Below are 25,896 nucleotides of genomic sequence, written 5' to 3' on the forward strand. Positions count from 1 at the left end.
CCGCTTATGAGCGGGACCTTTTTTGCTTACTAAGCTGAAGTCGGCTACGAGCCGTCTGAATCTGCGCAATCCGTTCAATCCGCTTAATCTGCGGTTCAGACTACTTAATCATGTCCACCTCGGCCTTAATCATGGCGTTGTAGCGGCGGCCCTGGCCGTTGGCCAGCGTGAGCAGGTTCCAGCCCTTGCCGATGGTGTAGCTCCAGGTGCGGCTTTCCTTGTATTCGAAGGTGGGGCGCATTATCTGGCCGTAGGGCGTGTAGTTGTCCATGAAGTTGGTGGTGTAGAACTTGTCGCCGCCCACAATCCACTCCATGGCCACGAAGAAGCCTTCTTCCGGCGCCGGAATGTTGTAGGTGCTCAGGTCGATGGTGTACCACTCGCCGCCGCGCGAGGCCGAGACCACCACGTTTTCGGTGAGCAGGTCGGTGTTGGGGGCGTTGTAGTTGCCGTCGGCCTTGTAGAGGCGCACGCGGAAGGGCTCGCGCGGGAAGCCGTTCTCGCCGATGTAGAACGACACCGTCCGCACGTTGCCCAGCTTTTTCTGCTTGTCATTTTTGACGAAGAAGGCGTACTGGCTGCCGGGCAGGCCCTGAATCATGCCCTCGCCCGGGTTGTTCGACTTTGAGCCGAGCTCCAGGTTTTTCACCTTGCCGCCCTTCACCGTCACGTTGCCCAGCTCAATCACGCGCTTTTTGAGCTCGATGATGAGGTCTTCGGTGGCGCCGCGCTTGATGAAAATGGCGGTGCGCTCGTAGCCCAGCGTCATCACGATGAGGGAGTCCTGGCTGGTTTTTTCCAGGCCGGCCAGCTGGAAGTAGCCGTACTCGTTGGTGAGGGCGCCGGTGCCCTCTTCGCGCAGGCCGATGGAGGCAAACGGCACCGGGTCCTTCGTTTTAGCATCCACGACACGACCGGTAATGCGGTTTTCCTGCGCCCAGCTCAGCGCCGGCAATAGCAGCAGCACCCAGAATGCGAGAAAAGGTAAGCGTTTCATCATTGCCAAAGATAATAATAATGGGATGTCGACTGGCAAATTTACAAATTCCGAGTCATAGTATTGCCATTGATGTTCAATCAAGGCAGTAATGAAGTTAGGGAATGCAAATTGAATTCCGCAAGACAACGCCTCAAATGACGCCGTATTGCCTTAAAAATACGTTCTGCTTGGCCCGACCGGATGCTGCCGCCGCCCATATAAAATTAACACAGGAACCCTGCCGGCCGGGCTGCGTATCGGGGCCAACGTTTATTCCTTCACCTTTTTCTTTCTAACGTGAAAAAAACCTTCCTCTCCCTGCTGGCCGCCAGCGCCCTGCTGGCCAGCTGCGAAACCAAGCATTCGGAAACCAAAGACCAGCTCGCCGAAGCCGGCCAGGACACGGCCGTGATGGCCCGCACCGGCCAAACCGCCGGCGACATGGCCGCCAGCGCCGCCAACTCGGCCGACAACGCCTGGGACCTGACCAAAGCCAAGCTGGCCGACGTCAAGTTCAAGGAAATCACCTCGCCCGGCGTGACCGTACGCGGCGACAGCACCTATAACGTGTACAGCGTCGACGAAACGGTGCTCTTCGACACCGACAAGTCCGACATCAAGCCCACCGCGGCCGAAACCCTGAAGCAGATTACTGGCTCCATTGGCCAGCGCTACGCCACCGGCCAGGTGCGGGTGATGGGCTTCGCCGACTCGCGCGGCGACAAAAACTACAACAAAGACCTGAGCGAGAAGCGCGCCGAAGCCGTGAAAAGCTACCTCGTGGCCAACGGCGGCATCGAGGCCGGCCGCGTGAGCGTGGAGCCCATGGGCGAAGCCATGCCCGCCGCCTCCAACGCCACCGCCGAAGGCCGCCAGGAAAACCGCCGCGTCGAAATAGCGGTGCGCACCAAGTAGTCTGCTGGCGCTCCTCCCGAGAAAGCCCGAATGCGCAAGCATTCGGGCTTTTTTAGTTGTGCATTTGAGGGCCCGGCAGTGCTTGGCTGCGCCGTCGGCCCTGAATTGAGCATTTTCGGCGGGCCGCTGGCTTGAAGGTGCATGTCATATAGGAGTTTTGTTATTTTTTAAATGATTGGTAAAAAAGCCCTTATCTGTTAATACGCTGGCTGTTTTCTGAAGGCAATGCCTTGCTGCGTACCTTTAGGGTGCCATAAATGGATTCGTATTGTATTGAGATGAACAGGTACTTACTATGGGCTTTGTTGTGGTTGGTGGGGCTGTGCGCCGCGCAGGCCCGCCCCACGGCCCCAACCGATGAAGCCATTCCGCTGGCCGGCCTGTGGAAAGGCAAGCTGACCGTGCTGGGCGGGCAGCTGGACCTGACCATCAGCGTGGTGCCGCTGACGGGGGGCAAATACTTCGCCGCGCTCGACGTGCCGGCCCAGAAAATGAGCCGCGTGGTGACCGAAGTCACCGTGCGCGGCGACTCGGTGCTGCTCGTCATGCCCGGGGCCGGCAGCCGCTACGCGGCCCGCTTCGACCGCGTGAAAAATGAGCTCAACGGTACCTGGACGCAGGGCAAGGAGAAGTCGACGGTGCGGCTGACGCACTCGCCCATGCCCACGCTCACCGGCGCGGGCACCCGGCTGGCCCCGCCCTACCGCGAAGAGGAGGTGACCTTCAACAACCCGATTTCGCGCCTCAACCTGGGCGGCCTGCTCACCGTGCCCGCTGGTCCGGGGCCTTTTCCGGCCGTGGTGCTCGTGAGCGACGTGGGCGCGCAGGACCGCGACGGCACCGTGGGCGACTACCACATGATGGGCTCGCTGGCCGACTACCTCACCCGCCGCGGCATTGCCGTGCTGCGCTACGACGACCGCGGCGTGGGCAAATCGGGCGGCAGCACCGCCACGGCCACCACGGCCATGCTGGTGGGCGACGTGCAGGCGGCCGTCAACTTCCTGCGCTCCCGCCTCGAAGTGAACATCAGCCGCATTGGCGCGATAGGGCACGGCGAAGGCGCCAACGTGGCCCTGATGGCCGCGGGCCAGCCCCTGCCGCCGGCGTTTGTGGTGTCGCTGGCCGGCTACGGCCTCACGGGCGAGCAAACCCTGCTGCAACAGCAAGTGGACGAAAACCGCGCGCAAAAAATGGACCCCGTCAAGGTGCAGGCCGCCTACGAGCGCCAGCGCACCATGTACGACATCATTCGGCAAACCAACGAGCCGCAAGCCAAGTCCATCGTGGCCAACATGCTGCGCCAGGACCACCCCGACCTCGACCCCAAAGAAGCCCAGGTGCAGGCCGTGAAGCTCCTCACGCCCTGGCGCCGCTTTTTTCTGGCTTACGACCCCATTGCCGAACTCGACCAGGTGGCCTGCCCCGTGCTGCTCCTGAACGGTACCGATGACCGCGAAGCCCCCGCCGACCTGCACCTCACCGCCTTGGAAAAAGAGCTGAAGAGCGTGAACCGCAGCACGGTATCGAAGCGCCTGCCCGGCGTCAATCACCTCTTTCAGCCTCCCAAAACCGAGTGGACCCTAATGAACGGCGAGATGAAGCCCTTGTTCTCGCCCGTGGCCCTCGACGTCATCCGCGAGTGGATTATGGGCCTGGGGGTGAAGAAATGATGTGCTGATTATTTGATGTGCTGATGTGCTGTTTTCTGCAAGGCAGATGTTGCAACAAAAAGGCCCTGCTCGACAGCAGGGCCTTTTTGTTGAACGAGAAGCGAGGTGTTTGACGGCCTGTGGGCTGGTTTATAGCGCAGCACATCAGCACATCGACCCATCAGCAAATTATTTAATCATGTCGACCTCGGCCTTAATCATGGCGTTGTAGCGTAGGCCCTGGCCGTTGGAGGCGGTGATGAGGCTCCAGCCCTTGCCCATGGAATAATTCCAGGTGCGGCTTTCCTTGAACTCGAAGGTGGGGCGCATTATCTGGCCGTAGGGCGTGTAGTCGTCCATGAAGTTGGTGGCGAAGAACTTGTCGCCGCTCACCACCCATTCCATGGCCACGAAGAAGCCTTCTTCCGGCGCCATGATGTTGTAGGGCGTGAGGTCGACGGTGTACCACTGGCCGCCTTGCGGGGCCGACACCACCACGTTTTCGGTGAGCAGGTCGGTGTTGGGGGCGTTGTAGTTGCCGTCGGCCTTGTAGAGGCGCACGCGGAAGGGCTCGCGCGGGAAGCCGTTCTCGCCGATGTAGAACGACACCGTTCGCACGTTGCCCAGCTTCTTTTTCTTGTCATTCTTGACAAAGAAGGCGTACTGGCTGCCGGGCAGGCCCTGAATCATGCCTTCGCCGGGGTTGTTGGACCGGGCGCCCAGGTCCAGGTTTTTCACCTTGCCGCCCTTTACCGTCACGTTGCTCAGCTCCACTGCCCGCTTGGGCACTTCGATGGTTAGGTTGGCCGCCGCCACGCCGCGCTTCACCAGCACCGCCCGGCGGGCGTAGCCCAGGGCCACCACTACCAGCGAGTCGTCGGCGTTCTTGGTGGGAGCGGGCACGATGAACTGGCCGTGCTCGTTGCTGAGCGCGCCAATTTGCTCGTTTTTAAGGCCAATAGAAGTAAAAGGCAAAGGCTCTTTGGTGTCTTTGTCGACAATAACGCCTTTGATTTGGACTTGCTGAGCCCAGCCTGCCGTTGCAGTGCCGGATAAAAATAATGCTATAAAAAGTAGGCGTTTATACATAGTATGCCAGGTAGAACGAACAAAATTACAAATTAGAGAGCGGAAAGTTATTAGAAATTATTAGCACATACAACCATTGCGGAAAAGCAGGCACCCCAGACCTCACGAATTGCATTATTTCCGAAGGGCTTGGCGGGGCCAAAAAAATGTTGGCCGCTGGAAAGCCTTTGCCGTTGTACCTTTGTTTGTATTCTTTCTAAATAAGCTTTTCCCACATCCCACCCGTGGCCCTATTCCGTCGTTCCTCGCAAAAAGTCGCTGCCAGTGCCGCCACTCGGCGCACCGCCAAAGACCTGCGCCTGGGCGAAACCGGCACCATTTGCTGCCTGGAAGACCCCGAGATGGCACTTAAGCTGCTCGAAATGGGTTGCGTGCCCGGAGTGAAAGTGCGGCTGAGTGGCCGCGCTCCGCTGGGCGACCCGCTGATGCTGGTGCTCGGCGACCAGGAATACACCTTGTCGGTGCGCGCCAATGAGGCGGCCACCATTTTGCTGAAAGAATAGGGCGCAGCGTATGGCGGCGATTTTGAGCAACCCCAGCGCGGCGGAAGCCGTCGCCTCGCAAGCCGGCGCGGCGGCCGGCGCGCGGCCCATGCGCATCGCCCTCATTGGCAACCCCAACAGCGGCAAAACCTCGCTCTTCAACCAGCTCACCGGCCTCAACCAGAAAGTGGGCAACTTCCCGGGCGTGACGGTGGACCGCAAGTCGGGCTTCGCGCAGCTCACGCACACGCAGCGGGCCGAGATTGTGGACTTGCCGGGCACTTATTCGCTCTACCCCAAGAGCCTGGACGAGAGGGTGATAACCGACCTGCTTTACGACAAAAGCTCGGCCAGCTACCCCGATTTTGTGGTGGTGACGGTAGACGCCAACAACCTGCGCCGCAGTTTGCTGCTGTTTACGCAGCTCGGCGACCTGGGCCTGCCCGCCGTGCTGGCCCTGAATATGATGGACGTGGCCGAGCGCCACGGCGTGAACATCGACCTGCCGGCGCTGGAGCAGGAGCTGGGCGTGCCCATTATCCCAATGAACGCGCGGAATGGCATCGGCGTCGCGGCCCTCAAAATTGTGATGGCCCAGCGCCTGGACGCGCCGCCGGTGCGCTGCTGGGAGCCCGACGACCAACTGCTGCCCATGGTGCGGCAGATTCGCTACTACTTCGACCTGCACAACGACTACCTGGCGCTGCACTACGCCCAACAGTTCCGCCAAATCGGCTTTCTGAGCGCCGACGATAAAGCGTATCTGCAGGAGCTGACGCAGCAATACGGCTTCGACCCCACGGCGCAGCAGGCGAGCGAAACCATTGCCCGCTACGCTCGAATCAACGAAATCCTGCTGGAAACGGTGACGGTGACGCGCACCGAAACCCGGGAGCCCATCAGCAACCGCATCGACCGGGTGCTGACGCACCGGGTGGGCGGCTACCTGATTTTTCTGGCAATTCTGTTCCTGCTGTTTCAGGCCATTTTTGCCTGGGCCCAGTACCCGATGGACTGGATTGACCAGGGCATTTCGGCCCTGAGCGCGACCATTCAGGACAACTTCCACGGGCCTCTGATTCGCCTGTTAACGGAGGGCGTGCTGGCCGGCCTGGGCGGCGTGCTGATATTCATTCCGCAGATTGCGCTGCTGTTTGGCTTCCTGGCCATTCTGGAGGAAACGGGGTACATGGCCCGAGTTACCTTCTTGATGGACAAGCTGATGCGGCCGTTTGGCTTGAGTGGAAAGAGCGTGGTGCCGCTGATTTCGGGCCTGGCCTGCGCGGTGCCGGCCATCATGGGCGCGCGCACCATTGAGAGCTGGAAGGACCGGATGATAACCATCTTTGTGACGCCGCTGATGTCGTGCTCGGCGCGCATTCCGGTGTACACGGTGCTGGTGGCGCTGGTGGTGCCCGACGAGGCCGCGTGGGGCATTTTCAACCTGCGCGGCGTGGCCTTGATGTCGCTGTACCTGTTGGGCTTGTTCTCGGCGCTGGCCTCGGCCTGGGTGCTGAAAACGGTGCTGAAGGCGCGGGAGCGGAGCTATTTCATCATGGAGTTTCCGGTGTACCAGTGGCCGCGCTGGAAAAACGTGGGGCTGACCATTTACCAGAAGGTGCAGGCGTTTGTGTTGCAGGCCGGCAAGGTGATTGTGGCCATCTCGGTGCTGCTGTGGGTGCTGGCCAGCTACGGCCCGGGCCAGCAGCAGGAAACGGCCGAAGCCCGGGTGCGGCAGGAAGCGCCCGCGCAACACTGGGGCGACGCCGAGATTAGCCGCCGCGTGGCCTCGGCCCGGCTGGAGAATTCCTACGCCGGCTCGTTTGGGCGGGCGCTGGAGCCGGCCATCCGGCCGCTGGGCTACGACTGGAAAATCGGCATTGCGCTGCTCACCTCGTTTGCGGCCCGGGAGGTGTTCGTGGGCACCATTTCCACCATCTACAGCGTGGGGCAGGACGCCGACATGGGCACGCTGCAACAGAAGCTGCAGGCCGAAAAGGACGTTAATGGGCAGCCGTTTTTCACGCCGGCGCGGGCGTTTTCGCTGCTGGTGTTTTACGTGTTTGCCATGCAGTGCATGAGCACGCTGGCCGTGACCTACCGCGAAACCCAGAACTGGAAGTGGCCACTGGCGCAGCTCCTGTACATGACGGGCCTGGCCTACGTAGCGGCGTTTGCGGTGTACCAGGCGTTGGCCTAGAGGCGCAATGCGTTGCGCCTTGTCGTTGAACGGCCGGGACCGCGCCGTTCGGGTATCGTTCCGCCGCAAGTCGTTCTGCCGTCATCGTTCAATGACGAGACGCAAAATGTTGCGCCTCTACAGCGTTCGGGTGTCCGATTAAAAGCAAGGTGTTCAGAAATGGACACCTTTTTTATTTGAGCCGCCAGCCTGTTTTCTATTTATGCATTGAAATTCATGTAATTATATAAATGGCACGCGGCTTGGCAGTGCTTGGAGGAAACCCCTTTACTCCTGCACGAAAATGGACAGAGCCATTGCCCCATCAATCCAAACCCAACGGCAGCGCCGCCGCTGGCTGCTGGGGGCCGGGGTGGCTGTGGTGGCCCTGCTGGCCGTGCTGGCTTTTCGGTCGGTGCTGAAACCCGGCATCCGCCGCACCGATTTGCTGACGGCCACGGTGGCAACCGGCGACGTGGAAGCTTCGTTGAGTGCCGCCGGCACCGTGATTCCGGGCCGCGAGGCGGTGCTCACCAGCCCCATTCAGAGCACCATCCGGCGGGTGGCGGTGGCCGTGGGCGCCCAGGTGCAGCCCGGCGAAACCATACTGGAGCTGGACAAGGACCTGGCGAACTCTTCGCTGGCCAAGCTCGATGACGAGCAGCTGCGCAACCAGAATAAGAACTCCCAGCTGCAACTCACGCTGGAGCGCAGCCTCAACGACCTGCGCACCCAGGCCGAGGTGCAGGCCGTGAAAGTGCGCAGCCTGCAATCGGCCCTGCGCGACGAGCAGCAACTGCTGAAAATAGGCGGCGGCACCGCCGAAAACGTGCGCCAGGCCGAACTGAACCTGACTGTGGCGCAGCTGGAAGCTCAGCGCCTGGCCCGCCAGATTCAAACCCAGCAGCGCTCGAACGCGGCCGACGTGCGCGAGCTGGGCTACACGGTTTCGATGCAGCAGCGCAGCATTGCCGAGTTGGCCACCAAGCTGCGGCAGGCCGACATCAGCAGCCAGCAGCCCGGCGTGCTGACGTGGGTGAACGAGAGCATCGGCACCACGGTGCAGGCCGGCGACCCGCTGGCCCGCGTGGCCGACCTGAGCAGCTTCCGCATCCGGGCCACCATTTCGGACAGCTACGCCGACGCCCTGCATCAGGGCGACCCGGTGGTGGTGCGCGCCAACAACACCGACCTGCGCGGCACCCTGACCACCATCAGCCCGAGCGTGGAAAAGGGCGTGGTAACGTTTTACGCGCAGCTCGACAACCCACACCACCCGGCCTTGCGCGCCAACCTGCGGGCCGACGTGTTTGTGATAACGCGCGCCCACCACGGCGTGCTGCGGGTGAAAAACGGCCCCTTTTACCAGGGCGGCAAGGAGCAGCCGGTGTTTGTGTTGAAGGACGGGCGGGCGGTGCGCCGCACGGTGCGCTTCGGCGACAGCAACTTCGACTTTGTGCAGGTGCTGAGTGGCTTGCAGGCCGGCGAGGAAATCGTGGTGTCGGACATGAAGGACCACCTGGACACGCCGGAACTGAAGCTTAAGGACTAAGGCGATGAAACGAGCTTTCCTCTTCGTTCTGGGTTTTGTGGCGCTGCTGATGCCGCCGGCAATTGCGCAACAGGCGCCGCCGGTGGCCGGCAGCGGCCTCACGCTGGACCAAATTATCAGTCTGGCGCTCGACCACTCGGCGGTGGGCCAGCAGGCCTTCACCACCCGCGAAACCAGCTACTGGGCCTGGCGCGGCTACCAGGCCAACTACCGGCCGCAGCTGGGCCTGCAGGGCACGCTGCCCAATTTCAGCCGGGCCATTGCGCCGGTGGTGCAGCCCGATGGCACCACCAGCTTCCAGTCGGTGCGCATCAACAATTCTGATTTGGCCCTGACGCTGAGCCAGAACATTGGCCTGACCGGCGGGCAGGTGTTCATCGGTTCTCAGTTGCAGCGGTTTGATGATTTCAATGGCTCGTTGCGGCGCTACAACAACCAGCCCTTCACCGTGGGCCTCACGCAGCCGCTGGGCCAGTTCAACGCCCTGCGCTGGGCCCGCCGCATCGAGCCGCTGCGCTACCAGGAAAGCCAGCGCCAGTACGTGGAAGAGCGCGAAACCATTGCCCAGCGCGTCACAGAGCTGTATTTCGACGTGCTGCTGCAGCAGGTGAACGCCGAAGTGGCCCGCCAAAACGCCCAGGCCACGGCCGAGCTGCTGCGCATCGGGCAGGAGCGGTACCGCCTGGGCCGGCTCTCGCAAAGCGACTTGTTGCAGCTGGAGCTGAACCTGTTGAACGCCCAACAGGCCCAGACCCAGGCCCAGCTCGGTGCCGAAAATGCCACCGTGGACCTGCAGGGCTACACCGGCCTGGCCGAGGCGCCCGCCCTAGCCGTGCCCGCGCCCGCGCCGCAGCCGGCCGTGGCGCCCAAGCTGGCATTGGAGCAGGCTCGCCAAAACCGCAGCGCCACGCTGGCCTTTCGCCGCCGGCTGCTGCAGGCCGAGCGCGATGTGGCCCAGGCCCGCGGGCTCACCGGCTTCCGGGCCACGCTCACGGCCAACACTGGCTACGTGAACCAGGCCGCCAGCCTCGGCGCCACCTACCTCAACCTGCAAAACCAGCAGCAGGTGGCCCTGGCCTTCTCGGTGCCGCTGGTGGACTGGGGCCGCCAACGCTCCATCATCAAAACCGCCGAGCTGACCCGCGACCAGGTGACGCACACCGTGGCCCAGGAAGAGCGCACCTTCGAGCAAACGGTGCTGACGCAGGCCAGCCAGTTTGCGGCGCTGGCCCAGCAGCTGCGCCTGGCCGGCCGGGCCGATTCCATTGCCCAGCGGCGCTACGACATTGCCCGCGCCACCTACCTGCTGGGCCGCATCAGCCTCACCGATTTGAGCCTGGCTTCCAACGCCAAGGACGGCGCCAAGCGCGACTACATTTTTGCCTTGCGCTCGTGCTGGGTGGCCCATTTCCGGCTGCGGGCCCTCACGCTGTATGATTTTGAAAAACAGGTGCCCATCGTGGCCGCCCGCTGATAAACAGAACGTCATGCCGAGCGCAGCCGAGGCATCTCGTGTGCCAGAGTAAATAATTACTTCTCCGAGCGAGATGTCTCGACAAGCTCGATATGACCGTCCAATAAATTTCACATTCGCGCTTTTCTCACCTTTTTTCTTATGGAAAATCTGCTCGCTACTTCCCCCGAAACCCGCTCGCAGCCGGCCGCCGGCCTGGGGGCCACGCCGGTGCTCCGCCTCACCAACATCGAAAAGGTGTACCAAACCAAAACCATCGAAACGGTGGCGCTGAACCAGGTCAACCTCACCATCAACCGCGGCGAGTTCGTGTCGGTGATGGGGCCCAGCGGCTGCGGCAAGTCCACGCTGCTGAGTTTGATGGGCCTGCTCGACGAGCCCACCAGCGGCACGATTGAGGTGGACGGCCGCGCCGTGCAGTCGTACTCCGACCGCGAACTGGCGGGGCTGCGCAACCTGAAAATCGGTTTCGTGTTCCAGAGCTACCACCTGATAAACGACCTTTCGGTGGTGGACAACGTGGAAGTGCCGCTGCTGTACCGCAAAAGCATGGGCGGCAGGGAATGCCGCCAGCGCGCCCTCGCGGCACTGGACAAAGTGGGCCTGAGCGCCCGCACGGGGCATTTTCCCAGCCAGCTCTCGGGCGGGCAGCGGCAGCGCGTGGCCATTGCGCGGGCCCTGGCCGGCGGGCCGGAAATCATTCTGGCCGACGAGCCCACCGGCAACCTCGACTCGGTGATGGGCGAGGAAATCATGGACCTGCTGCTGGGCCTGAACCGGCAGGACGGCGTGACCATCGTGATGGTGACCCACGACGAGCAGCAGGCGCTGAAAACCCAGCGCGTGGTGCGGTTTTTCGACGGCAGCCAGGTGGGCTGACTCAGTTAAAAGTTATGAAACCAATCGGACCGTCATGTCGAGCGCAGCCGAGACATCTCGCGTGCAAAAACTAATTAGCTACTCCACGCGAGATGCTTCGACTTCGCTCAGCATGACGTTCTGGTAAAGCCCAATTCCCATGCTCCTTTCTTACCTCAAAATTGCCTGGAAGGTGCTCATGCGCCGCAAGTTTTTTACCTTCATCAGCCTGTTTGGCGTGAGCTTTACGTTGATGATTTTGCTGGTGGTAATGGCCATGTTCGACCACTTGGTGGGGCCCGGCACCCCGGCGAAGCGCGTGGATAGGATGCTGTTCGTGAACGTCATCCGGCACCAGATGGTGGGCGGCCACGGCTGGATGAACATGCCGGCCAGCATTCACTTCGTGGACGACTACGTGCGCAAGCTGAAAACGCCCGAAAAGGTGGGCATCACCACCACTTCCTCCAACGCTACGGCCTTCACCAAAAGTAAGCTGCTGGCGCTGGACCTGACGTACACCGACGGCAACTTCTGGCAAATCATGGACTTTGACTTTGTGAGCGGGCGGGCCTTTACCGGCGAAGAAGTGAAGAGCGCGCAGCGGGTGTGCGTGCTGAACGAAACCACCGCCCGCAACTATTTTGGCACGCCCGACGTGGTAGGCCGCACCATCGAAATCGACCTGAAGCGTTACCGCGTGGCCGGCGTGGTGCGCAACGTGTCGGCCGCCCACGTGTATGCTTACGCCGACGTGTGGGTGCCCTACACCCTGAGCCCGCAGTTTTACAAAGACAACCGCCTGAGTGGGGAGTTTCTGGTGGTGCTGCTGGCGCCCTCGGCGCAAGCGGTGCCGGCCGTGCGCGAAGAATACCGGCAAATGGTGAAGCGGGTGGAAATTCCGAACCCCAAGGAGGTGCAGGCCATTTTCTCCTATGCCGACCCCGTGCTGGCCAGTTTCACGCGGGCCATACTCAACCACCAGGACCAGACCGTGGACGACGACAACATCGACACCTTCTACTTCATGGTGGGCGGCCTAGCGCTGCTGTTTATGCTGCTGCCGGCCCTGAACCTGGTGAACCTCAACGTGACGCGCATCCTGGAGCGCTCAGGCGAGATTGGGGTGCGCAAGGCCTTTGGCGCGGCCGGGCCCGATTTGGTGGGCCAGTTCCTGGTCGAGAACCTGGTGCTGGCCCTGGTGGGCGGGCTGCTGGGCCTGGGCTTGGCCGCTGGTGCGCTGGCCCTCGTGAACGAAGCGCACCCCGTGGCCTACGCGCACTTCGCCCTGAGCTGGCGGGTGTTTGGCTGGGGCATGGTCCTCACCCTGGTGTTTGGGCTAATGAGCGGCGTGTACCCGGCCTGGAAAATGTCGCGCCTAAACCCCGTGGCCGCCCTGCGCGGCAGCGGCGAGCAGAAATGAGCTAAGAGTTAAAAGTTAGGAGTTAAGAGTTGGCTACAGCGCTTCTCCAATTCCTGCTTTCCCAAGCCTGCCGGCTAACTCTTAACTCCTAACTTTTAACTCTTAACTCAAGAAGCCATGCTTCGCCATCTTTTCACCCTCATCTGGAACCGCAAGCGGGCCAACCTGCTGCTGATTTCCGAAGTCTTCTTCTCGTTTGTGGTGCTGTTTGGGGTGGGCGCGGTGCTCATCACCGTGGGCAAAAACTACTTCACGCCGCACGGCTTCAACTACGAAGACGTGTGGCGGCTGGAAGTGCGCGCCGGCCAGGGCCTGAAAATGCCCCGCGCCGAGCTCGACGACGTGGTGCGCCAGGTGAAAGCCCTGCCCGGCGTGCGCACTGTGGCCCTCACCAGCGGCAACCTGCCGTTCATTTTCAACACCAACAACTCGGCCTTTGCCTACAAGGGCAAGAAGTCGCCGCCCACCAACTACTACGACGCCGACGACCACTACCTTGAGGCCACGCAGCTGCACCTGCGCGAAGGCCGCTGGTTTACCCAGACGGACGACGGCAGCAACCACCGCCCCGTCGTCATCACCCAGGACCTGCGCGAAATCCTGTTTGGCGACGAGCCGGCGCTGGGCAAAATATTCACCTTCAGCGAGCCCGGCCCCAACATTAAGCCCGAAGACGAGTTTCAGGTGATGGGCGTGGTCGACAACGTGAACATGGAAAGCGACTTCTCGGCGCCCATCCCCGCGATGTGGAAACGCCTGATTCCCTACGACACCACCCACTGGGAAACGGCCAGCATGCTGGTGCGCGTGGCCCCCGGCGAAGGCGGCGTGCTGCAGGAAAAAATAGCCCGCACCGTGGCCGGCGTCACCCGCCAGTGGACCACCGAAGTGCGTGTGGTGAACGACGACCGCCTGCACCGCCGCATGTTCACGCTGGTGCCGGTGGTGGGCCTGTGCATCATGGGCTTGTTTTTGATTATCAACGTGGCGCTGGGGCTGTTTGGGGTGCTGTGGTACAACATCAGCCAGCGCCGGGCCGAGATTGGGCTGCGCCGGGCCATGGGCGCCACGGGCGCGGGCATCGGCTGGCAGTTTCTGGGCGAAATGATGGTGGTGACGACCTTTGGCGTGGTGCTGGGCGCCGTACTGGCGGCCCAGTTCCCGCTGCTCAACGCCTTCGATTTGCCCGCCGAGCCCTACCTGCTGGCCATCGGGGCGGCGGCGCTGGCGGTGTACCTCATCACGGCCCTGTGCGCGTGGCAGCCCAGCCGGCTGGCGGCGGGCATTCAGCCGGCAGTGGCGCTGCGCGAAGAGTAAGCTGTAGCGCGAACTTTGTAGTTCGCGTGTGCCGCGCCGGTAGCACCGTTCTGACACGCGAACTACAAAGTTCGCGCTACAGGGCAACCCCGCCCGCGCGGCCCGCATCTGGGTTGTCAGAAGCCAACTTCATCACTCACCCTTTACCCTTTTTTCGCATGAAAAACCTCACCGTTCTCGCCCTGCTTTGGCTGCTGGCCCTTGTGCCCGCGCTGGCCCAAACCTCCCCGGAAGTGCGCTCCGTAGGCAATTTCCGGGCCCTGAAAGTTTCCGACGGCATCATCGTCACCCTCGCTTCGGGCGGGGCTCAGCGCGTGGAAGCCAGCGCCGACACGCCCGAATTCCTGGCCCGCATCAAAACCGAAGTGAGCGACGGCGTGCTCAAGGTAAGCTTCGAGCACAAGCTGAACGAGGCCTGGAGCAAGGACAACCGCCCGCGCAACCTGCGCGTGAGCATCACGGCCGCGCCCCTCACCGGCATCGAAGCCAGCAGCGGCGCCCGCGTGGAAGTGAAAAACGCCTACGCCACCGGCGATTTTAAGCTCGAAGTATCGTCCGGGGCCGTCGTCACGGCCCCCGATTTCACGGCCAAAAGCGTGAAAGCCGAGGTGAGCAGCGGCGCCGTGGCCAGCGTGGGCGGCAAAGTGCAAAGCCTCACGGTGGAAGCTTCCAGCGGCGCCGAATTCAAGGGCAGCGATGTGCAGGCCACTACCTGCAGCGCCTCCGCGTCGAGCGGCGGCAGCGTGGCCGTGGGCTCGCTGGAAAAGCTCACCGCCGATGCTTCGAGCGGCGGCAGCGTGCGCTACGCCAGCTCGGCCCAGGTCACCAAGCACACCAGCAGCGGCGGCAGCGTAAAGCCGCGGTAGGCGGGCACGCCTCCGCAATACCGCGGAGCGCCCATCGAACGCCCAGTGGGCACTCCGGAACATTGCGGAGGCGTGCCCAGGCACCCGGTGGGCACGCCGCAATGTTCCGGAGTAGTCCCCAAACGCCCGATGGGCACTCCGCGGTATTGCGGAAGCGTGCCCGGACGCCCGGCGGGCACTCCGGAACATTGCGGAGGCGTGCCCGCACGCCCGACGGACACCCTGTAAAGTAGCGGAAGGCTCTTTGAGACCTTCCGAAGCACTGTTTTTCAGTATAAGCCATGTTTCTCATCGTCGACGACGACCTCGCCGTCCGCACCTCGCTCCGGCTGCTGCTGAAGCAGGCCGGCTACCCGGCCCAGGCCGTGGCCACGCCCGCCGAGGCCCTGGCCGCGGTGCACGAGGCCCCGCCCGCGCTGGTGCTCATGGACATGAACTTCTCCCTGGCCACCACCGGCGACGACGGCCTGGCCTTGCTGCGCGAAGTGAAGCAGCTGGCCCCGCAGGTGCCCGTCATCCTCATCACCGGCTGGGGCTCCATCAGCCTGGCGGTGGAGGGCATGAAGGCCGGCGCGGCCGAGTTCGTGACCAAGCCCTGGCACAACGACGCCCTGCTCCAGACCATTCGCACGGTGCTCAGCCTGCACGACACGCCGCCCGCCGAGCCCGACACCCCCGCCGCCAGCCGCCGCCAGCTCGACCGGCAGTACCGCTTCGCCGACATCATCGGGCAGGATGCGCAGCTGCTGCACGTGCTGCGCCACGTGGGCCAGGTGGCGCCCACCGATGCTTCGGTGCTGATAGAAGGCGAAAGCGGCACCGGCAAGGAGCTTATTGCCGAGGCCATTCACCGCAACAGCCAGCGCAAAAACCAGCCGTTTGTGAAGGTGAACCTGGGCGGCATCTCGTCCTCGTTGTTCGAAAGCGAAATGTTCGGCCATCGCCGTGGCGCCTTTACCGACGCCAAGGCCGACCGGGTGGGCCGCTTCGAACTGGCCAACGGCGGCACCATTTTCCTCGATGAAATAGGGGAGCTGGAGCTGGCCAGCCAGGTGAAGCTGCTGCGCGTGCTGCAAGACCGCACCTACGAAGTGTTGGGCGACTCCAAGCCGCGCCGCCTCGACATCCGCGTCATCGCCGCCACCAACCGCAACCTGGCCGAGATGGTGCAGCAGGGCCGCTTTCGCGAAGACCTGTTCTACCGCATCAACCTGATTACCGTGCGCCTGCCCGCCCTGCGCGAGCGCGCCCCGGACATCCCGCTCCTCGCCCAGCACTTCGTGGACCAGCTGCGCGCCACCTACCACCGCCCGGCCCTGAAAGTGGGCGCCCGCGCCATGCACTGGCTGCGCGAGCAGCCGCTGCCCGGCAACATCCGCGAGCTGAAAAACCTGGTGGAGCGTGCCGTCCTCGTCAGCGGCAAGGATGAATTGGGGCCGGAGGACTTTCAGGCCAACGCCCAGCGCCTGCCCGCCCGCGCCCCCGCGCCCGGCGAGCTGCCCACGCCCGGCACCATGACCCTGGACGAGCTGGAAGCCCAAATGATACGCCAAAGCCTGGCGCACTACGACGGCAACATCAGCCGCGTGGCGAAGGCGCTTGGGCTGAGCCGGGGCGCGCTGTACCGGCGGCTGGAAAAGCACGCCATTCCGTTTGACGAGTAAGCAGAACGGCTTGCATCAGGCCGTCATGCATAGCGGAGCGAAGCATCTTTACCTCAATACTAACTGATTAGTGACTGCGGTAAAGATGCTTCGCTCCGCTCTGCATGACGTTCTTTTTTCATCCCAATAAATGTCCCTCCGCACCAAATTTCTACTTTTCGTCACCATCATCCATGCGGTGCTCATTGCGCTGGCGGCCCAGCTGCGCACCACCAACCCCGTGCTGTTTGTGGCGGCCGAAGCGCTGCTGCTGGTGAGTGTTTTCCTCACTGCGCAACTCTACCGCGGCTTCGTGCGGCCGTTTCAGCTCATTGCGGCGGGCACAACGGCCATTCAGGCCAAGGATTTCTCGATGAAGTTCGTGCCCGTGGGCCAGCGCGAGATGGACCAGCTCATCGACGTGTACAACCGCATGATTGACGAGCTGCGGCACGAGCGGGTGAGCCAGCACGAGAAAAGCTTCCTGCTCGAACGCCTCATCCAGGCCTCGCCGGCCGGCGTGCTCATTCTCGATTTTGAAGGCCGCATCGAAAGCGTGAACCAGGCCGCCGAACGGTTTCTGGGCCAGGCGGCCGCTGCGCTGCTGGGCCAGGCGCCCGCCGCGCTGCCCGGCGCCTGGGGCCCGGCCCTGACCGGCCTTACCGAAAACCAGCCGCAGGGCCTGCGCCTCTCGGGCCTGCAAACCTACCGGGCCCACGCCGCGCACTTTTTCGACCGGGGCTTCACCCGCCGCTTCATCGTGCTGGAAGAGCTGACCCAGGAGCTGATTCAGCAGGAAAAACAGTCCTATGGCCAGCTGATTCGGATGATGTCGCACGAAATCAACAATTCCATCGGCGCCATCAACTCCATTCTGCACAGCTTTCAGCACTACCGGCCGCAGCTCGACCCCGCCGACCAGCCCGATTTCGCGCAGGCGCTGGAAGTCAGCATCGCCCGCAACACCCAGTTGGCCAACTTCATTGCCAACTTCGCCCGGCTGGTGCGCCTGCCCGCCCCCACGCCCCAGCCCACCGACCTGCACGCGCTGCTGCGCGGCATCGGCCGGCTGCTGCAGCCGCAGAGCGAGGAGCGCCGCGTCCGATGGCACCTAGCGCTGCCCGAAACGCCGCTGGTGCTGCCCTTCGACGGCCAGCAAATGGAGCAGGCCCTGCTCAATATCGCCAAGAATGCGCTGGAGGCCATTGGGCAGGACGGCAACATCTGGGTGCGCACCACGGCTCAGCCGCCCACCCTCACCATCGAAAACGACGGGCCGGGCCTAACCCCGGAGGTTAGCCAACGCCTGTTCACGCCTTTCTTTAGCACCAAGCGCGACGGCCAGGGCATTGGCCTGACGCTGGTGCGTGACGTGCTGTTGGCGCATGGCTTCCAGTTCCGGCTTGTTACAGCTGCCTCCGGGCGTACGGAGTTTATTGTTGAAATGAAAAATGACCTTTCAAAACAAGGGGGTATGTGATATTGAATAGGTATTTTTACCAGTAAAGCCTATTTCGTATAGGGGTGGTTTAAGATTTGTAGGCTAATTTCGTGGGGTAGCCCTAAAGGTGCTCTCGTTATGACGCGTAAACAATACTTAGCAACGGCCTGCCTCGGCCTCATCCTGCTACTAGCTGGCTTGGCTGCATTTCTGCCCCAAAACCATCCCGAAGCCAGGCCCGATGCCTTCAATCCCGCCGACTTGGCCTGGATGCTGTCGGCCTCCGGGCTGGTGCTGCTGATGACGCCCGGCCTCGCATTTTTCTACGGCGGCATGGTGAGCAAGCGCAACGTCATTTCCACCATGTTGCAGAGCTTCATTGCGCTCGGCGTGATTTCGATACTCTGGTACGTGGTGGGTTTTTCGCTGGCGTTTGGCGACAGCATCGGGGGCGTTATTGGCAATCCGCTCACGTTCTTCATGTTCAACAACGTGGGCACGGCGCCGCACCCGCGCCTGGCCAGCAACCTGCCGCTGGTGCTGTTTGCCGCGTTTCAGCTCAAGTTTGCCATCATCACGCCGGCCCTCATCAGCGGCGCCTTCGCCGAGCGGATTCGCTTCTGGGGCTACCTGCTGTTCATGTGCCTGTTCAGCTTGCTCATCTATTGCCCGCTGGCCCACTGGACCTGGCACCCGGACGGCTTCCTGATGAAATGGGGCGTGCTCGATTTTGCCGGGGGCACGGTGGTGCACATCTCGGCCGGCTTCGCGGCGCTGGCGGGCGCGCTGGCGCTGGGCCGCCGCCGCACCCACCTAGAGGGCCACACCCACGTGCCGCCCAACGTGCCGTTTATCCTCATCGGCACGGGCTTGCTGTGGTTTGGCTGGTTTGGGTTTAATGCTGGGTCGGCGCTGGCGGCCAATGCCACGGCGGTGCAGGCCTTCATGACCACGCACCTGGCTTCGGCCGCCGCCATGCTCACCTGGATGATGATTGAGGCCGTGCGCGGGCAGCGGCCCTCGGCGGCGGGCGCGGCCATTGGCGCGGTGGTGGGCCTGGTAGCTATTACGCCGGCGGCGGGCTACATCAGCTACGGGCCGGCGCTGTTCATCGGGGTGGTTTCGGCGGCCATCAGCGCCGGGGCGGTCGATTTGAAGAACCGCACCACTCTGGACGACACCCTGGACGTATTTCCCTGCCACGGCGTGGGCGGCATCGTAGGCATGATTCTCACGGCCGTGTTTGCCAAAGAGGGCGGCCTGGCCACCACCGGCTCCTGGACGCTGCTGCTGCACCACCTGGGGGCACTGGCCTTCATCTCGGTGTTCACCTTCGGCGGCTCCTACCTGCTCTATAAGTTTACCAACCTGCTCATTCCCATTAGGGTGAACGCCGTGCACGAAGCCCACGGCCTCGACATGAGCCAGCACGGCGAAACGGTGCTGCCCGTGGTGCCCGAAGCCGTGCCCGAGAGCGAACTGCGTTACGTGGTGCGGGCGTCGTAACGTAGCGTGGACTCTGTGAGTCCGCGCCTGGGCGAACATCCTAACGGAACGCGGACTCGCAGAGTCCACGCTACATCCCCAGCACAAACACCGTGGGAACCTTGTGCAGCTCCGGGGCCGGCAGCCGCTTCCAATCACCCACGGTCAGCGTCTTGATAAACTCGCCGGCGCCCGTCACATCGGCCGCCACGCACAGGCGGGTACCGGGCTGCAGGTGCGCCAGCAAATCCGCAAACAGCGCCCCGTTGCGGTAGGGCGTCTCGATAAACAGCTGCGACTGCTGCCGCTGCTGCGCCTCTTTTTCCAAGGCTTTGATGGCGGCTACGCGGGGGGCTTTCTCAATGGGCAAATACCCGTGGAAGGCGAACTGCTGCCCGTTCAGCCCCGACGCCATGAGGGCCAGCAGCAGCGACGATGGGCCCACCAACGGCACCACTTTCAGCCCCAGCCGGTGCGCCTCGCGTACCAGCGCCGCGCCGGGGTCGGCAATGCCGGGGCAGCCCGCTTCGCTGAGAATGCCGCCGTCCACTCCCTCTTTCACCAAAGGCACCAAGGCGGCACGCACTTCGGCATCGGTGCTGTCTTTGTCGATGACGGTGAAGCGGATGTCCTCAATCACGCGCTGCGGGGCCACGCTTTTCACGAAGCGACGGGCCGTGCGGGCATTTTCCACCAGGAAATAGGGGAGGCGCGCCACGGCGGCCAGCACCTGGGGCGGCAGCACTTGCGGCGCGGTGTCGTCGGCTAGGGGCGTGGGGAGGAGAAAGACAGTGGACAACGAAATGGGAAGCGGAGTACGGACGCAAAAATACGGCCGGCGGTTTACCCCGCCGGCCGTATCGGTTTACTTAGAACAAGCCCGTTTCAGCAGGGGCTTTCTCGCTTCCGCGTTTGCTCTGCTCCTGCCAAGGGGTTTGGTCAGCTGCGGCAACTGAAAAGCAAGCGTGGTCTTTGGCGCACCCAAAGCGGCGCCGCTACACTTGGCAGGGGCGGCCTTGTGGCGGTGTTGGAGTGTCCCAGCACCGCCACAAGGCTTGTAAGACGCCTAACCGGTGCCGCCTATTCGACAACCAAGCGGCGGGTAGCCACTGGCGAGCCGTCTACAAGCAGGGTATAGAAATAGGTGCCGGCGGAATAGCTTTCCAGGCGCAACACACTCGATTGTGCCTTCACGTCAAGGGGCAAGGTTTCCAGCACCTGCCCGTCCATGGCCCGGCGGACAAGCAGCGTTGCTTTATGGCAATCATTGGGCACACGATAAAGAATCTTGGTGCTGCCGTGAGCCGGATTCGGGACGTTTTGGTCTAGTTGGGAATCATCAGATAGCAATTTGCTGCTTTCCACGGACGGTGCCTGGCGCGGTAAGCCATTGCCCGAGACGCAGTCGGTATTGTTGTTCGGGTAGTTATAGCCGACCGGAACCAAGTTGACTGCACTGGGGTCGACCCATTGGCTTATCACCGGAATGTAGTCGTCGTAGGTCTGGTAATTGACTGGAGAGATGGAGTTGGCGTTATAAATCGCCTGAAAACCATTGAAAGTCAGTCCCCCGTCCAAAAACTTATTATTGCGCACGTTCCCCGTGCCACTGATGGTGGCGGTGAAACTGGGTTGCACGTAAATCCCAAAATACTGACCCGTGTTCACGCTTTGACCCGATACGCGCTTAAACGTGTTGCAGTCGAGAAGGGCCGTGCCGGTGGTGCCTTCCTGAGAGCTAAACATATACCCCGCACCACAGCCCTCAAACAGGTTTTGGGTAGCCGAATGAATTCCGGTGCCGGCCGTGTTAAAATCCTGGGCAATGCCATAGGTCACGTCCAGAAAATTGTTGCTGGTGGCCGTCAGGTTCACGGCGTGAATGCCCGTCTGCAGGTGGGGCTGGAAGGCGGCGTGGTCAACGGGCGTGGCTTGCCGGAAAACAGCCGATGTGGCATCCACCAGCATGCTGCCATCGGTCCGAATGCCCGTGGTCCCGTACGTCAGCGGGGAGCCGTAGGCGGTGAGGTCGTGGGTGAACTGCCGGGTAGCCGGGTAGGAGGGCAGGCTGGGGAAGTTGAAGGTGCAGGTATTGGGCTGGCTGCCGATGCTGCCGCCGGGCAGCGTCAACACGTCGTTGCCTGTCACGCTCGGGAGCGGGCCGCCTCCGCTGGCATAGTTAACCCCGGCCAGATAAAAATTGCTGAACGTGGAGCTTTGCAGCCGCAAGGGCGTGGCCGTGTAGGCCCGGATGCCAAACATGGAGTGGTTCAGCGTATTGTTCTGGAACACCATGTAAGGATAGGTGCCATTCACATTGCCCGAAACCTGGATGTGGGCGAAGGAATACCAGTAGTCGGCACTGCCGTTATAGGTATACGGCGCCTTCATCAGCGTGGGGTCGGAGTCGAAGGTGCAGTACACAATCTTGTTGAGAATGCCCGTCGAGGGCGTGTGCACGGGCGCCCCATTGCGTGCAATGTTCATGCTGCTGTAATTGTGGAGAAAATCCACGAAGTTGAGCTGAAACTCCGGGCCATGGTCTTCGAGCACGATGCCCGACATGCTGTGCATGATGCGGTTGTGCATCAGCGCGTTGCTGGGGTTGGTGCCCACTCCGTGCATATCGAACTGGTCGGAAGTGCCCCGGACGTATAGGCCGCGCCACATGCTGTTGCACGCGGCCGTGATGGTGGCCCCGTTGGTTTCGAGCCGCGCCCCGTCCTGCACGTATATCGCAGCGAAGGCGTCCATAAGCAGCACCGTGCCGGGCGGCATCGTGAATTTGTCGTTCGTGTTGAAGGGGTACGGGTAGCCCGGGTCGCCGTGCAAGGTCAGGTCGCCGGTCACGTGGAAGGTGGTGCCGGGAGGATATTGCCGAAACGGGTCGTTGTGGGTGGTGGAGCCGTAGTTATACACGTAGTCGTTGTTCAGCTCCACAATTTTCGACGCTGGGATGGTGCTGGTCTGGCAGCAGTTGGCCTGCACCGTAATGGTGGTGCTATAGGAACTCACCGAGCCGGTGCTCGACGTTACCGTGATGGTGTACGTGGTGGTCACCAACGGATTGACAACTACGCTGGCCGTATTGGTGGCCGAAATATCCCGGGCCGGTGACCACGAGTAGGTGTAGGATGTGGAAGTAACTACGCACGAGCTGGGGCTGAAAGAAAGCACGGCCGAACCGCCCTGGCAGATGGTGCTTTGGCTGGTATAAAACGACGGCAGACAAGGGTCGACCGGCGGTATCTTGGCGGCAACAGGGCTGGCTTTCTGCGCGTGGGCCGAAAAGCTGAGGGCGACCAAGAGCAGCGTCAGCTTATGCCAAAGAAGCGACGGACCGGCTGTGCGGCGTGTGGGGGGGTAGGAATTTTTCACGGGTGACTGAAAAAGGGTTGGGAGATGGAAAAGAACTTGCTTCGGCAAGGTACTGGAAATAACGAGCTTTTATATATCGTTCTACCAGTTTCTTTTGGCCTGTCCTCCCGGCCCGGTTCCGGTCAGTCTACTGCTGCGCAAAGGCCCGCACCAGCCCAAATACTTCCTCCGGATTCTCGGCGTGCACCCAGTGGCCGGCGTTTACCACGGTGGCCACTTCGGAGTTCGGGAACAGGGCCGGAATGCCGTGCAGCTTGTCCTCGGCCGTGATGTAATCCGACTTGCCGCCCCGGATGAACAGGGCCGGCTTGAGAAACGGCGCGGCGGCCGTGGTGGCTTCGCCCACAGCGGGCAGTTGGGCGGCCAGCACCCCCAGGTTGATGCGCCAGGCAAAGCTGTTGTCTTCGCGACGGTACAGGTTTTTGAGCAGAAACTGGCGGACGCCCACGTTGCCGATGTGCCGGGCCAGGGCCGCGTCGGCCTCCTGCCGGTTGCTGATGGCGGCCAGGTTCACGGCCTGCAGGCCGGCCAGGACGTCGTCCTGGTGCTCCATGTCGGAGAAGCGCGGGGCGATGTCGACCACGATGAGGCGGGCCAAGCGCTCGGGGTGGTCCAGGGCCAGGCGCATGGCCACTTTGCCACCCATGCTGTGGCCCAGCAGCGTCACATCGGGGCCGAGGTGGAGGTGGTCGAACAGGTCGAGCACGTCCTGGGCCATGAGGGCGTAGGTGTGCTCGGGGCTGTGGAAGGAGCGGCCGTGGTTGCGCAAGTCCACGCTCACCACGCGCAGGCCGGCTTCGGTGGCCCAGCGGCGGGCCAAGCTCTGCCAGTTGTCGAGGGTGCCGAACAGGCCGTGGAGGATGACCAGGGGCCGGCCCTGGCCTTGGTCGAGGTAATGGAGCAAAGGCATGGGGCAAAAATAGCAGGTGGCTTCCTGGCCGGCGTGGGAAAAGCCCGGCCGGCAGCGCTTGTTGCTACGGCGGCCTTCATGCTTCATACATAGAAGCAGCGCTAGGTTTGTTGCCGTTTTACGGGCGCCTGGCCCCGCACTTTTCTTTCTCATTCCCCTGAAACTTCCCCTACTTCTGCTCGCGGGAGCCCTGCTGCTGGCGGGCCGCGCGGCTGCCCAGGTCACGCCGCCCGGCACCGCCACCCCCGCCACGCCCCCCAATGCCGCCCCGGCCCAGGAGCCCGCCCACCAGCCCAACGACACGCCCGAGCAGCCCCGCAACTGGAGCCTGCACTTCCAGCAAACGCTCATCGACCAGTGGCACAACGACCTGCGCACGCCCTACGCGGGCGACTACAGCCTGGCCGACCGCGAATCGGCCAAGCTGTCCTTCACGTCCACGCTTTTCATCGGGCGGCGCTTGTGGCGCGGGGCGGCGGTGTATTTCAACCCCGAAGTGGCCGGCGGCAGCGGCCTGAGCGGTGCGCGCGGCATTGCCGGCTTTGTGAACGGCGAAACCTTCCGCATCGGCGACCCGGCCCCGAACCTGTACCTGGCGCGGCTGTATTTGCGCCAGACGTTTGCCTTAGGCCCGAACACGGAGGCGGACGAGGACGACCTCAACCAGCTGGCCGGCCCACGCCCCACGCGCTACCTTGCCGTCAACCTGGGCAAGTTCAGCACCGCCGACTTCTTCGACCAGAACAGCTACTCGCACGACCCGCGCACCCAGTTTCTGAATTGGAGCCTGATGAGCGCCGGCGCCTGGGACTACGCCGCCAACACCCGCGGCTACACCGTGGGCGGCGTGCTGGAGTACGTGACGCCCGGTTTTGCCCTGCGCTTTGGCTCCACGCTGATGCCCACCACCGCCAACGGCCCCGACCTGGATTTCCACTACGGCACGGCCCACGCCGAAACCGCGGAGCTCACCAAAACCTACCGCCTCGGCGGCCGGCAGGGCACCGTGCGGGCGTTGGGCTTCCGCAACGTGGCGGCCATGGCCTCCTACCGCACGGCGGTGGCGCTGGCCCGGTACACCGGCGAGCAGCCCAGCACCGAAGCCGTGCGCTCGGCGCACCACACCAAAATGGGCTTCGGCCTGAACGCCGAGCAGGAACTGACGAAGGAAGTGGGCCTGTTTGCCCGCGTGAGCTACAACGACGGCCGCAACGAAACCTGGGCCTTCACCGAAATTGACCAGAGCGCCAGCTTGGGCCTGGTGAGCACCGGCGCCCGCTGGCAGCGGCCCGACGACCGCCTCGGCGCGGCCGTGGTGCTGAACGGCCTCAGCCCCGAGCACCGCGCCTACCTGGCGGCCGGCGGCTACGGCTTCATCGTGGGCGACGGGGCGCTGAACTACGGCCTTGAAAGCATCGGGGAAGTGTATTACAGCATCAGCCTGCCGCGCTACCACGCCGCCATCAGCCCCGATTACCAACTGGTTATCAACCCGGCTTACAACAAGGACCGAAGCGGGCCGGTGCACGTGGTGGCGGTGCGGCTGCACGTGGAGTTTTAGGGCATGGCGGGACCGGCTGCGTATCTTTAACCGAAACCTCACCCGCGTGCATCATGGCCCCTATCACCTCGCTTTCGCAGCTTGACGCTAATCAAACGTATTCTTACGCCGATTACCTGACGTGGCGGTTTGATGAGTTTGTCGAACTCATCAAGGGCAAGCTGATGCGGCCGATGGCGGGGCCCAGCCGGCTGCACCAGAATTGTTCCTCGAACCTACTGGCGCAGATACTGCCTTTCCTGCGCGGGGAGCCCTGCCGGGTGTACCATGCCCCCTTCGATGTGCGCCTGACCACGGGCGGGTCCAACGGCGACCAGGAGATTCTGACCGTGGTGCAGCCCGACATCTGCGTGGTGTGCGACGCGGCCAAGCTTGACGACCGGGGCTGCGTGGGCGCGCCTGATTGGATTATTGAAATTCTCTCGCCCGGCAACATTTCCCGCGACACCCGCACCAAGTTCGACCTCTACGAAGAAAGCGGCGTGCGCGAATATTGGATAGTGACGCCGGGACTGAAAACCGTGGCTGTCTACCTCCTCGAAAACGAGCGGTACCAACTGGTGGACGAATACTTTACCCCCGGCTTCATCCCGGTGCACACCCTGCCCGGGCTGGCCCTGGAATGGGCCGAGGTATTTGCCGGAAACTGAGGCCGGAAACGGACCTTGCGTGTAAAATTCGGGCATCTGAAC

General features: G+C 62.7%; 20 protein-coding genes. 15 read left to right on the forward strand and 5 right to left on the reverse strand.

Annotated elements, in window-relative coordinates:
- Positions 1 to 100: 100 nt before the first annotated feature.
- Entirely contained in the window at positions 101 to 1,000 is a 900-nt protein-coding gene (locus tag I2H31_RS10345; protein WP_196292964.1) for a carboxypeptidase-like regulatory domain-containing protein, read from the reverse strand.
- A 276-nt stretch (positions 1,001 to 1,276) separates the two neighbouring features.
- Here I2H31_RS10345 and I2H31_RS10350 point away from each other — a divergent pair, with 276 nt between their 5' ends.
- Together I2H31_RS10350 and I2H31_RS10355 are read left to right on the forward strand one after the other, a co-directional pair.
- Positions 1,277 to 1,894, forward strand: a complete 618-nt coding sequence (locus tag I2H31_RS10350; RefSeq protein WP_196292965.1) for an OmpA family protein — start codon at positions 1,277 to 1,279, stop codon at positions 1,892 to 1,894.
- Positions 1,895 to 2,172: 278 nt separating this feature from the next.
- Positions 2,173 to 3,567 carry an alpha/beta hydrolase family protein gene (locus I2H31_RS10355; protein ID WP_196292966.1) on the forward strand — a complete coding sequence of 465 codons (1,395 nt, stop codon included), beginning with the start codon at positions 2,173 to 2,175 and terminating at the stop codon, positions 3,565 to 3,567.
- A 168-nt stretch (positions 3,568 to 3,735) separates the two neighbouring features.
- On the opposite strand, the gene I2H31_RS10360 is transcribed toward I2H31_RS10355, so the two are convergent.
- A complete protein-coding gene (locus I2H31_RS10360) occupies positions 3,736 to 4,635 on the reverse strand; it encodes a carboxypeptidase-like regulatory domain-containing protein (protein WP_262895778.1) in 900 nt (299 codons plus the stop codon).
- Between the two features lie 224 nt (positions 4,636 to 4,859).
- Between I2H31_RS10360 and I2H31_RS10365 the strand changes: the two genes are divergently transcribed.
- From I2H31_RS10365 to I2H31_RS10415, 11 genes are all read left to right on the forward strand, one after another.
- Complete coding sequence (locus I2H31_RS10365) at positions 4,860 to 5,138, forward strand: FeoA family protein (protein WP_196292968.1); 279 nt, start codon at positions 4,860 to 4,862, stop codon at positions 5,136 to 5,138.
- Positions 5,139 to 5,148: 10 nt separating this feature from the next.
- A complete protein-coding gene (feoB, locus tag I2H31_RS10370) occupies positions 5,149 to 7,317 on the forward strand; it encodes a ferrous iron transport protein B (protein ID WP_317192215.1) in 2,169 nt (722 codons plus the stop codon).
- A gap of 283 nt (positions 7,318 to 7,600) precedes the next feature.
- Positions 7,601 to 8,848 carry an efflux RND transporter periplasmic adaptor subunit gene (locus tag I2H31_RS10375; protein ID WP_196292969.1) on the forward strand — a complete coding sequence of 416 codons (1,248 nt, stop codon included), beginning with the start codon at positions 7,601 to 7,603 and terminating at the stop codon, positions 8,846 to 8,848.
- A 4-nt stretch (positions 8,849 to 8,852) separates the two neighbouring features.
- On the forward strand, positions 8,853 to 10,322 hold the full coding sequence (locus I2H31_RS10380; RefSeq protein WP_230687668.1) for a TolC family protein: 1,470 nt from the start codon (positions 8,853 to 8,855) through the stop codon (positions 10,320 to 10,322).
- A 210-nt stretch (positions 10,323 to 10,532) separates the two neighbouring features.
- Positions 10,533 to 11,201 (forward strand): ABC transporter ATP-binding protein, encoded by a 669-nt coding sequence (locus I2H31_RS10385; RefSeq protein ID WP_196293183.1) that lies wholly within the window; start codon positions 10,533 to 10,535, stop codon positions 11,199 to 11,201.
- 139 nt (positions 11,202 to 11,340) lie between these two features.
- Entirely contained in the window at positions 11,341 to 12,603 is a 1,263-nt protein-coding gene (locus I2H31_RS10390; protein WP_196292970.1) for an ABC transporter permease, read from the forward strand.
- Between the two features lie 117 nt (positions 12,604 to 12,720).
- The gene (locus I2H31_RS10395) at positions 12,721 to 13,920 is read left to right on the forward strand and encodes an FtsX-like permease family protein (RefSeq protein ID WP_196292971.1); all 1,200 of its coding nucleotides are present in this window, start codon (positions 12,721 to 12,723) and stop codon (positions 13,918 to 13,920) included.
- Positions 13,921 to 14,078: 158 nt separating this feature from the next.
- Positions 14,079 to 14,786, forward strand: coding sequence for a GIN domain-containing protein (locus I2H31_RS10400; protein ID WP_196292972.1), 708 nt, complete (start codon positions 14,079 to 14,081; stop codon positions 14,784 to 14,786).
- Positions 14,787 to 15,067: 281 nt separating this feature from the next.
- On the forward strand, positions 15,068 to 16,450 hold the full coding sequence (locus I2H31_RS10405; protein ID WP_196292973.1) for a sigma-54-dependent transcriptional regulator: 1,383 nt from the start codon (positions 15,068 to 15,070) through the stop codon (positions 16,448 to 16,450).
- Positions 16,451 to 16,580: 130 nt separating this feature from the next.
- Positions 16,581 to 17,909, forward strand: coding sequence for a sensor histidine kinase (locus I2H31_RS10410; RefSeq protein WP_196292974.1), 1,329 nt, complete (start codon positions 16,581 to 16,583; stop codon positions 17,907 to 17,909).
- 99 nt (positions 17,910 to 18,008) lie between these two features.
- On the forward strand, positions 18,009 to 19,376 hold the full coding sequence (locus I2H31_RS10415) for an ammonium transporter (RefSeq protein WP_196292975.1): 1,368 nt from the start codon (positions 18,009 to 18,011) through the stop codon (positions 19,374 to 19,376).
- Positions 19,377 to 19,446: 70 nt separating this feature from the next.
- Here I2H31_RS10415 and I2H31_RS10420 read toward each other — a convergent pair whose 3' ends face one another.
- From I2H31_RS10420 to I2H31_RS10430, 3 genes are all read right to left on the reverse strand, one after another.
- On the reverse strand, positions 19,447 to 20,154 hold the full coding sequence (locus tag I2H31_RS10420; RefSeq protein ID WP_196292976.1) for an SAM-dependent methyltransferase: 708 nt from the start codon (positions 20,152 to 20,154) through the stop codon (positions 19,447 to 19,449).
- 281 nt (positions 20,155 to 20,435) lie between these two features.
- A complete protein-coding gene (locus tag I2H31_RS10425; RefSeq protein ID WP_196292977.1) occupies positions 20,436 to 22,661 on the reverse strand; it encodes a hypothetical protein in 2,226 nt (741 codons plus the stop codon).
- A gap of 199 nt (positions 22,662 to 22,860) precedes the next feature.
- Positions 22,861 to 23,643, reverse strand: a complete 783-nt coding sequence (locus I2H31_RS10430) for an alpha/beta fold hydrolase (RefSeq protein WP_196292978.1) — start codon at positions 23,641 to 23,643, stop codon at positions 22,861 to 22,863.
- A 16-nt stretch (positions 23,644 to 23,659) separates the two neighbouring features.
- On the opposite strand from I2H31_RS10430, the gene I2H31_RS10435 reads away from it, so the two are divergent.
- Positions 23,660 to 25,204 (forward strand): carbohydrate porin, encoded by a 1,545-nt coding sequence (locus tag I2H31_RS10435; RefSeq protein ID WP_317192217.1) that lies wholly within the window; start codon positions 23,660 to 23,662, stop codon positions 25,202 to 25,204.
- Between the two features lie 53 nt (positions 25,205 to 25,257).
- Positions 25,258 to 25,854, forward strand: a complete 597-nt coding sequence (locus I2H31_RS10440) for a Uma2 family endonuclease (RefSeq protein WP_196292979.1) — start codon at positions 25,258 to 25,260, stop codon at positions 25,852 to 25,854.
- The last annotated feature ends 42 nt before the right edge of the window (positions 25,855 to 25,896 follow it).

It is taken from the genome of Hymenobacter ruricola, assembly GCF_015694525.1.
In the GTDB taxonomy this organism is placed as follows: domain Bacteria; phylum Bacteroidota; class Bacteroidia; order Cytophagales; family Hymenobacteraceae; genus Hymenobacter; species Hymenobacter ruricola.

Excerpts from the sequence above, each read along its gene's own strand:
- I2H31_RS10355 (WP_196292966.1), top strand. The coding sequence starts at position 2,173 with ATGAACAGGTACTTACTATGGGCTTTGTTGTGGTTGGTGGGGCTGTGC.
- I2H31_RS10430 (WP_196292978.1), bottom strand. The coding sequence starts at position 23,643 with ATGCCTTTGCTCCATTACCTCGACCAAGGCCAGGGCCGGCCCCTGGTC.
- I2H31_RS10415 (WP_196292975.1), top strand. The coding sequence starts at position 18,009 with ATGACGCGTAAACAATACTTAGCAACGGCCTGCCTCGGCCTCATCCTG.
- I2H31_RS10440 (WP_196292979.1), top strand. The coding sequence starts at position 25,258 with ATGGCCCCTATCACCTCGCTTTCGCAGCTTGACGCTAATCAAACGTAT.
- I2H31_RS10380 (WP_230687668.1), top strand. The coding sequence starts at position 8,853 with ATGAAACGAGCTTTCCTCTTCGTTCTGGGTTTTGTGGCGCTGCTGATG.
- I2H31_RS10395 (WP_196292971.1), top strand. The coding sequence starts at position 12,721 with ATGCTTCGCCATCTTTTCACCCTCATCTGGAACCGCAAGCGGGCCAAC.
- I2H31_RS10390 (WP_196292970.1), top strand. The coding sequence starts at position 11,341 with ATGCTCCTTTCTTACCTCAAAATTGCCTGGAAGGTGCTCATGCGCCGC.
- I2H31_RS10375 (WP_196292969.1), top strand. The coding sequence starts at position 7,601 with ATGGACAGAGCCATTGCCCCATCAATCCAAACCCAACGGCAGCGCCGC.
- I2H31_RS10405 (WP_196292973.1), top strand. The coding sequence starts at position 15,068 with ATGTTTCTCATCGTCGACGACGACCTCGCCGTCCGCACCTCGCTCCGG.
- I2H31_RS10360 (WP_262895778.1), bottom strand. The coding sequence starts at position 4,635 with ATGTATAAACGCCTACTTTTTATAGCATTATTTTTATCCGGCACTGCA.
- feoB (WP_317192215.1), top strand. The coding sequence starts at position 5,149 with ATGGCGGCGATTTTGAGCAACCCCAGCGCGGCGGAAGCCGTCGCCTCG.
- I2H31_RS10400 (WP_196292972.1), top strand. The coding sequence starts at position 14,079 with ATGAAAAACCTCACCGTTCTCGCCCTGCTTTGGCTGCTGGCCCTTGTG.
- I2H31_RS10345 (WP_196292964.1), bottom strand. The coding sequence starts at position 1,000 with ATGATGAAACGCTTACCTTTTCTCGCATTCTGGGTGCTGCTGCTATTG.
- I2H31_RS10410 (WP_196292974.1), top strand. The coding sequence starts at position 16,581 with ATGTCCCTCCGCACCAAATTTCTACTTTTCGTCACCATCATCCATGCG.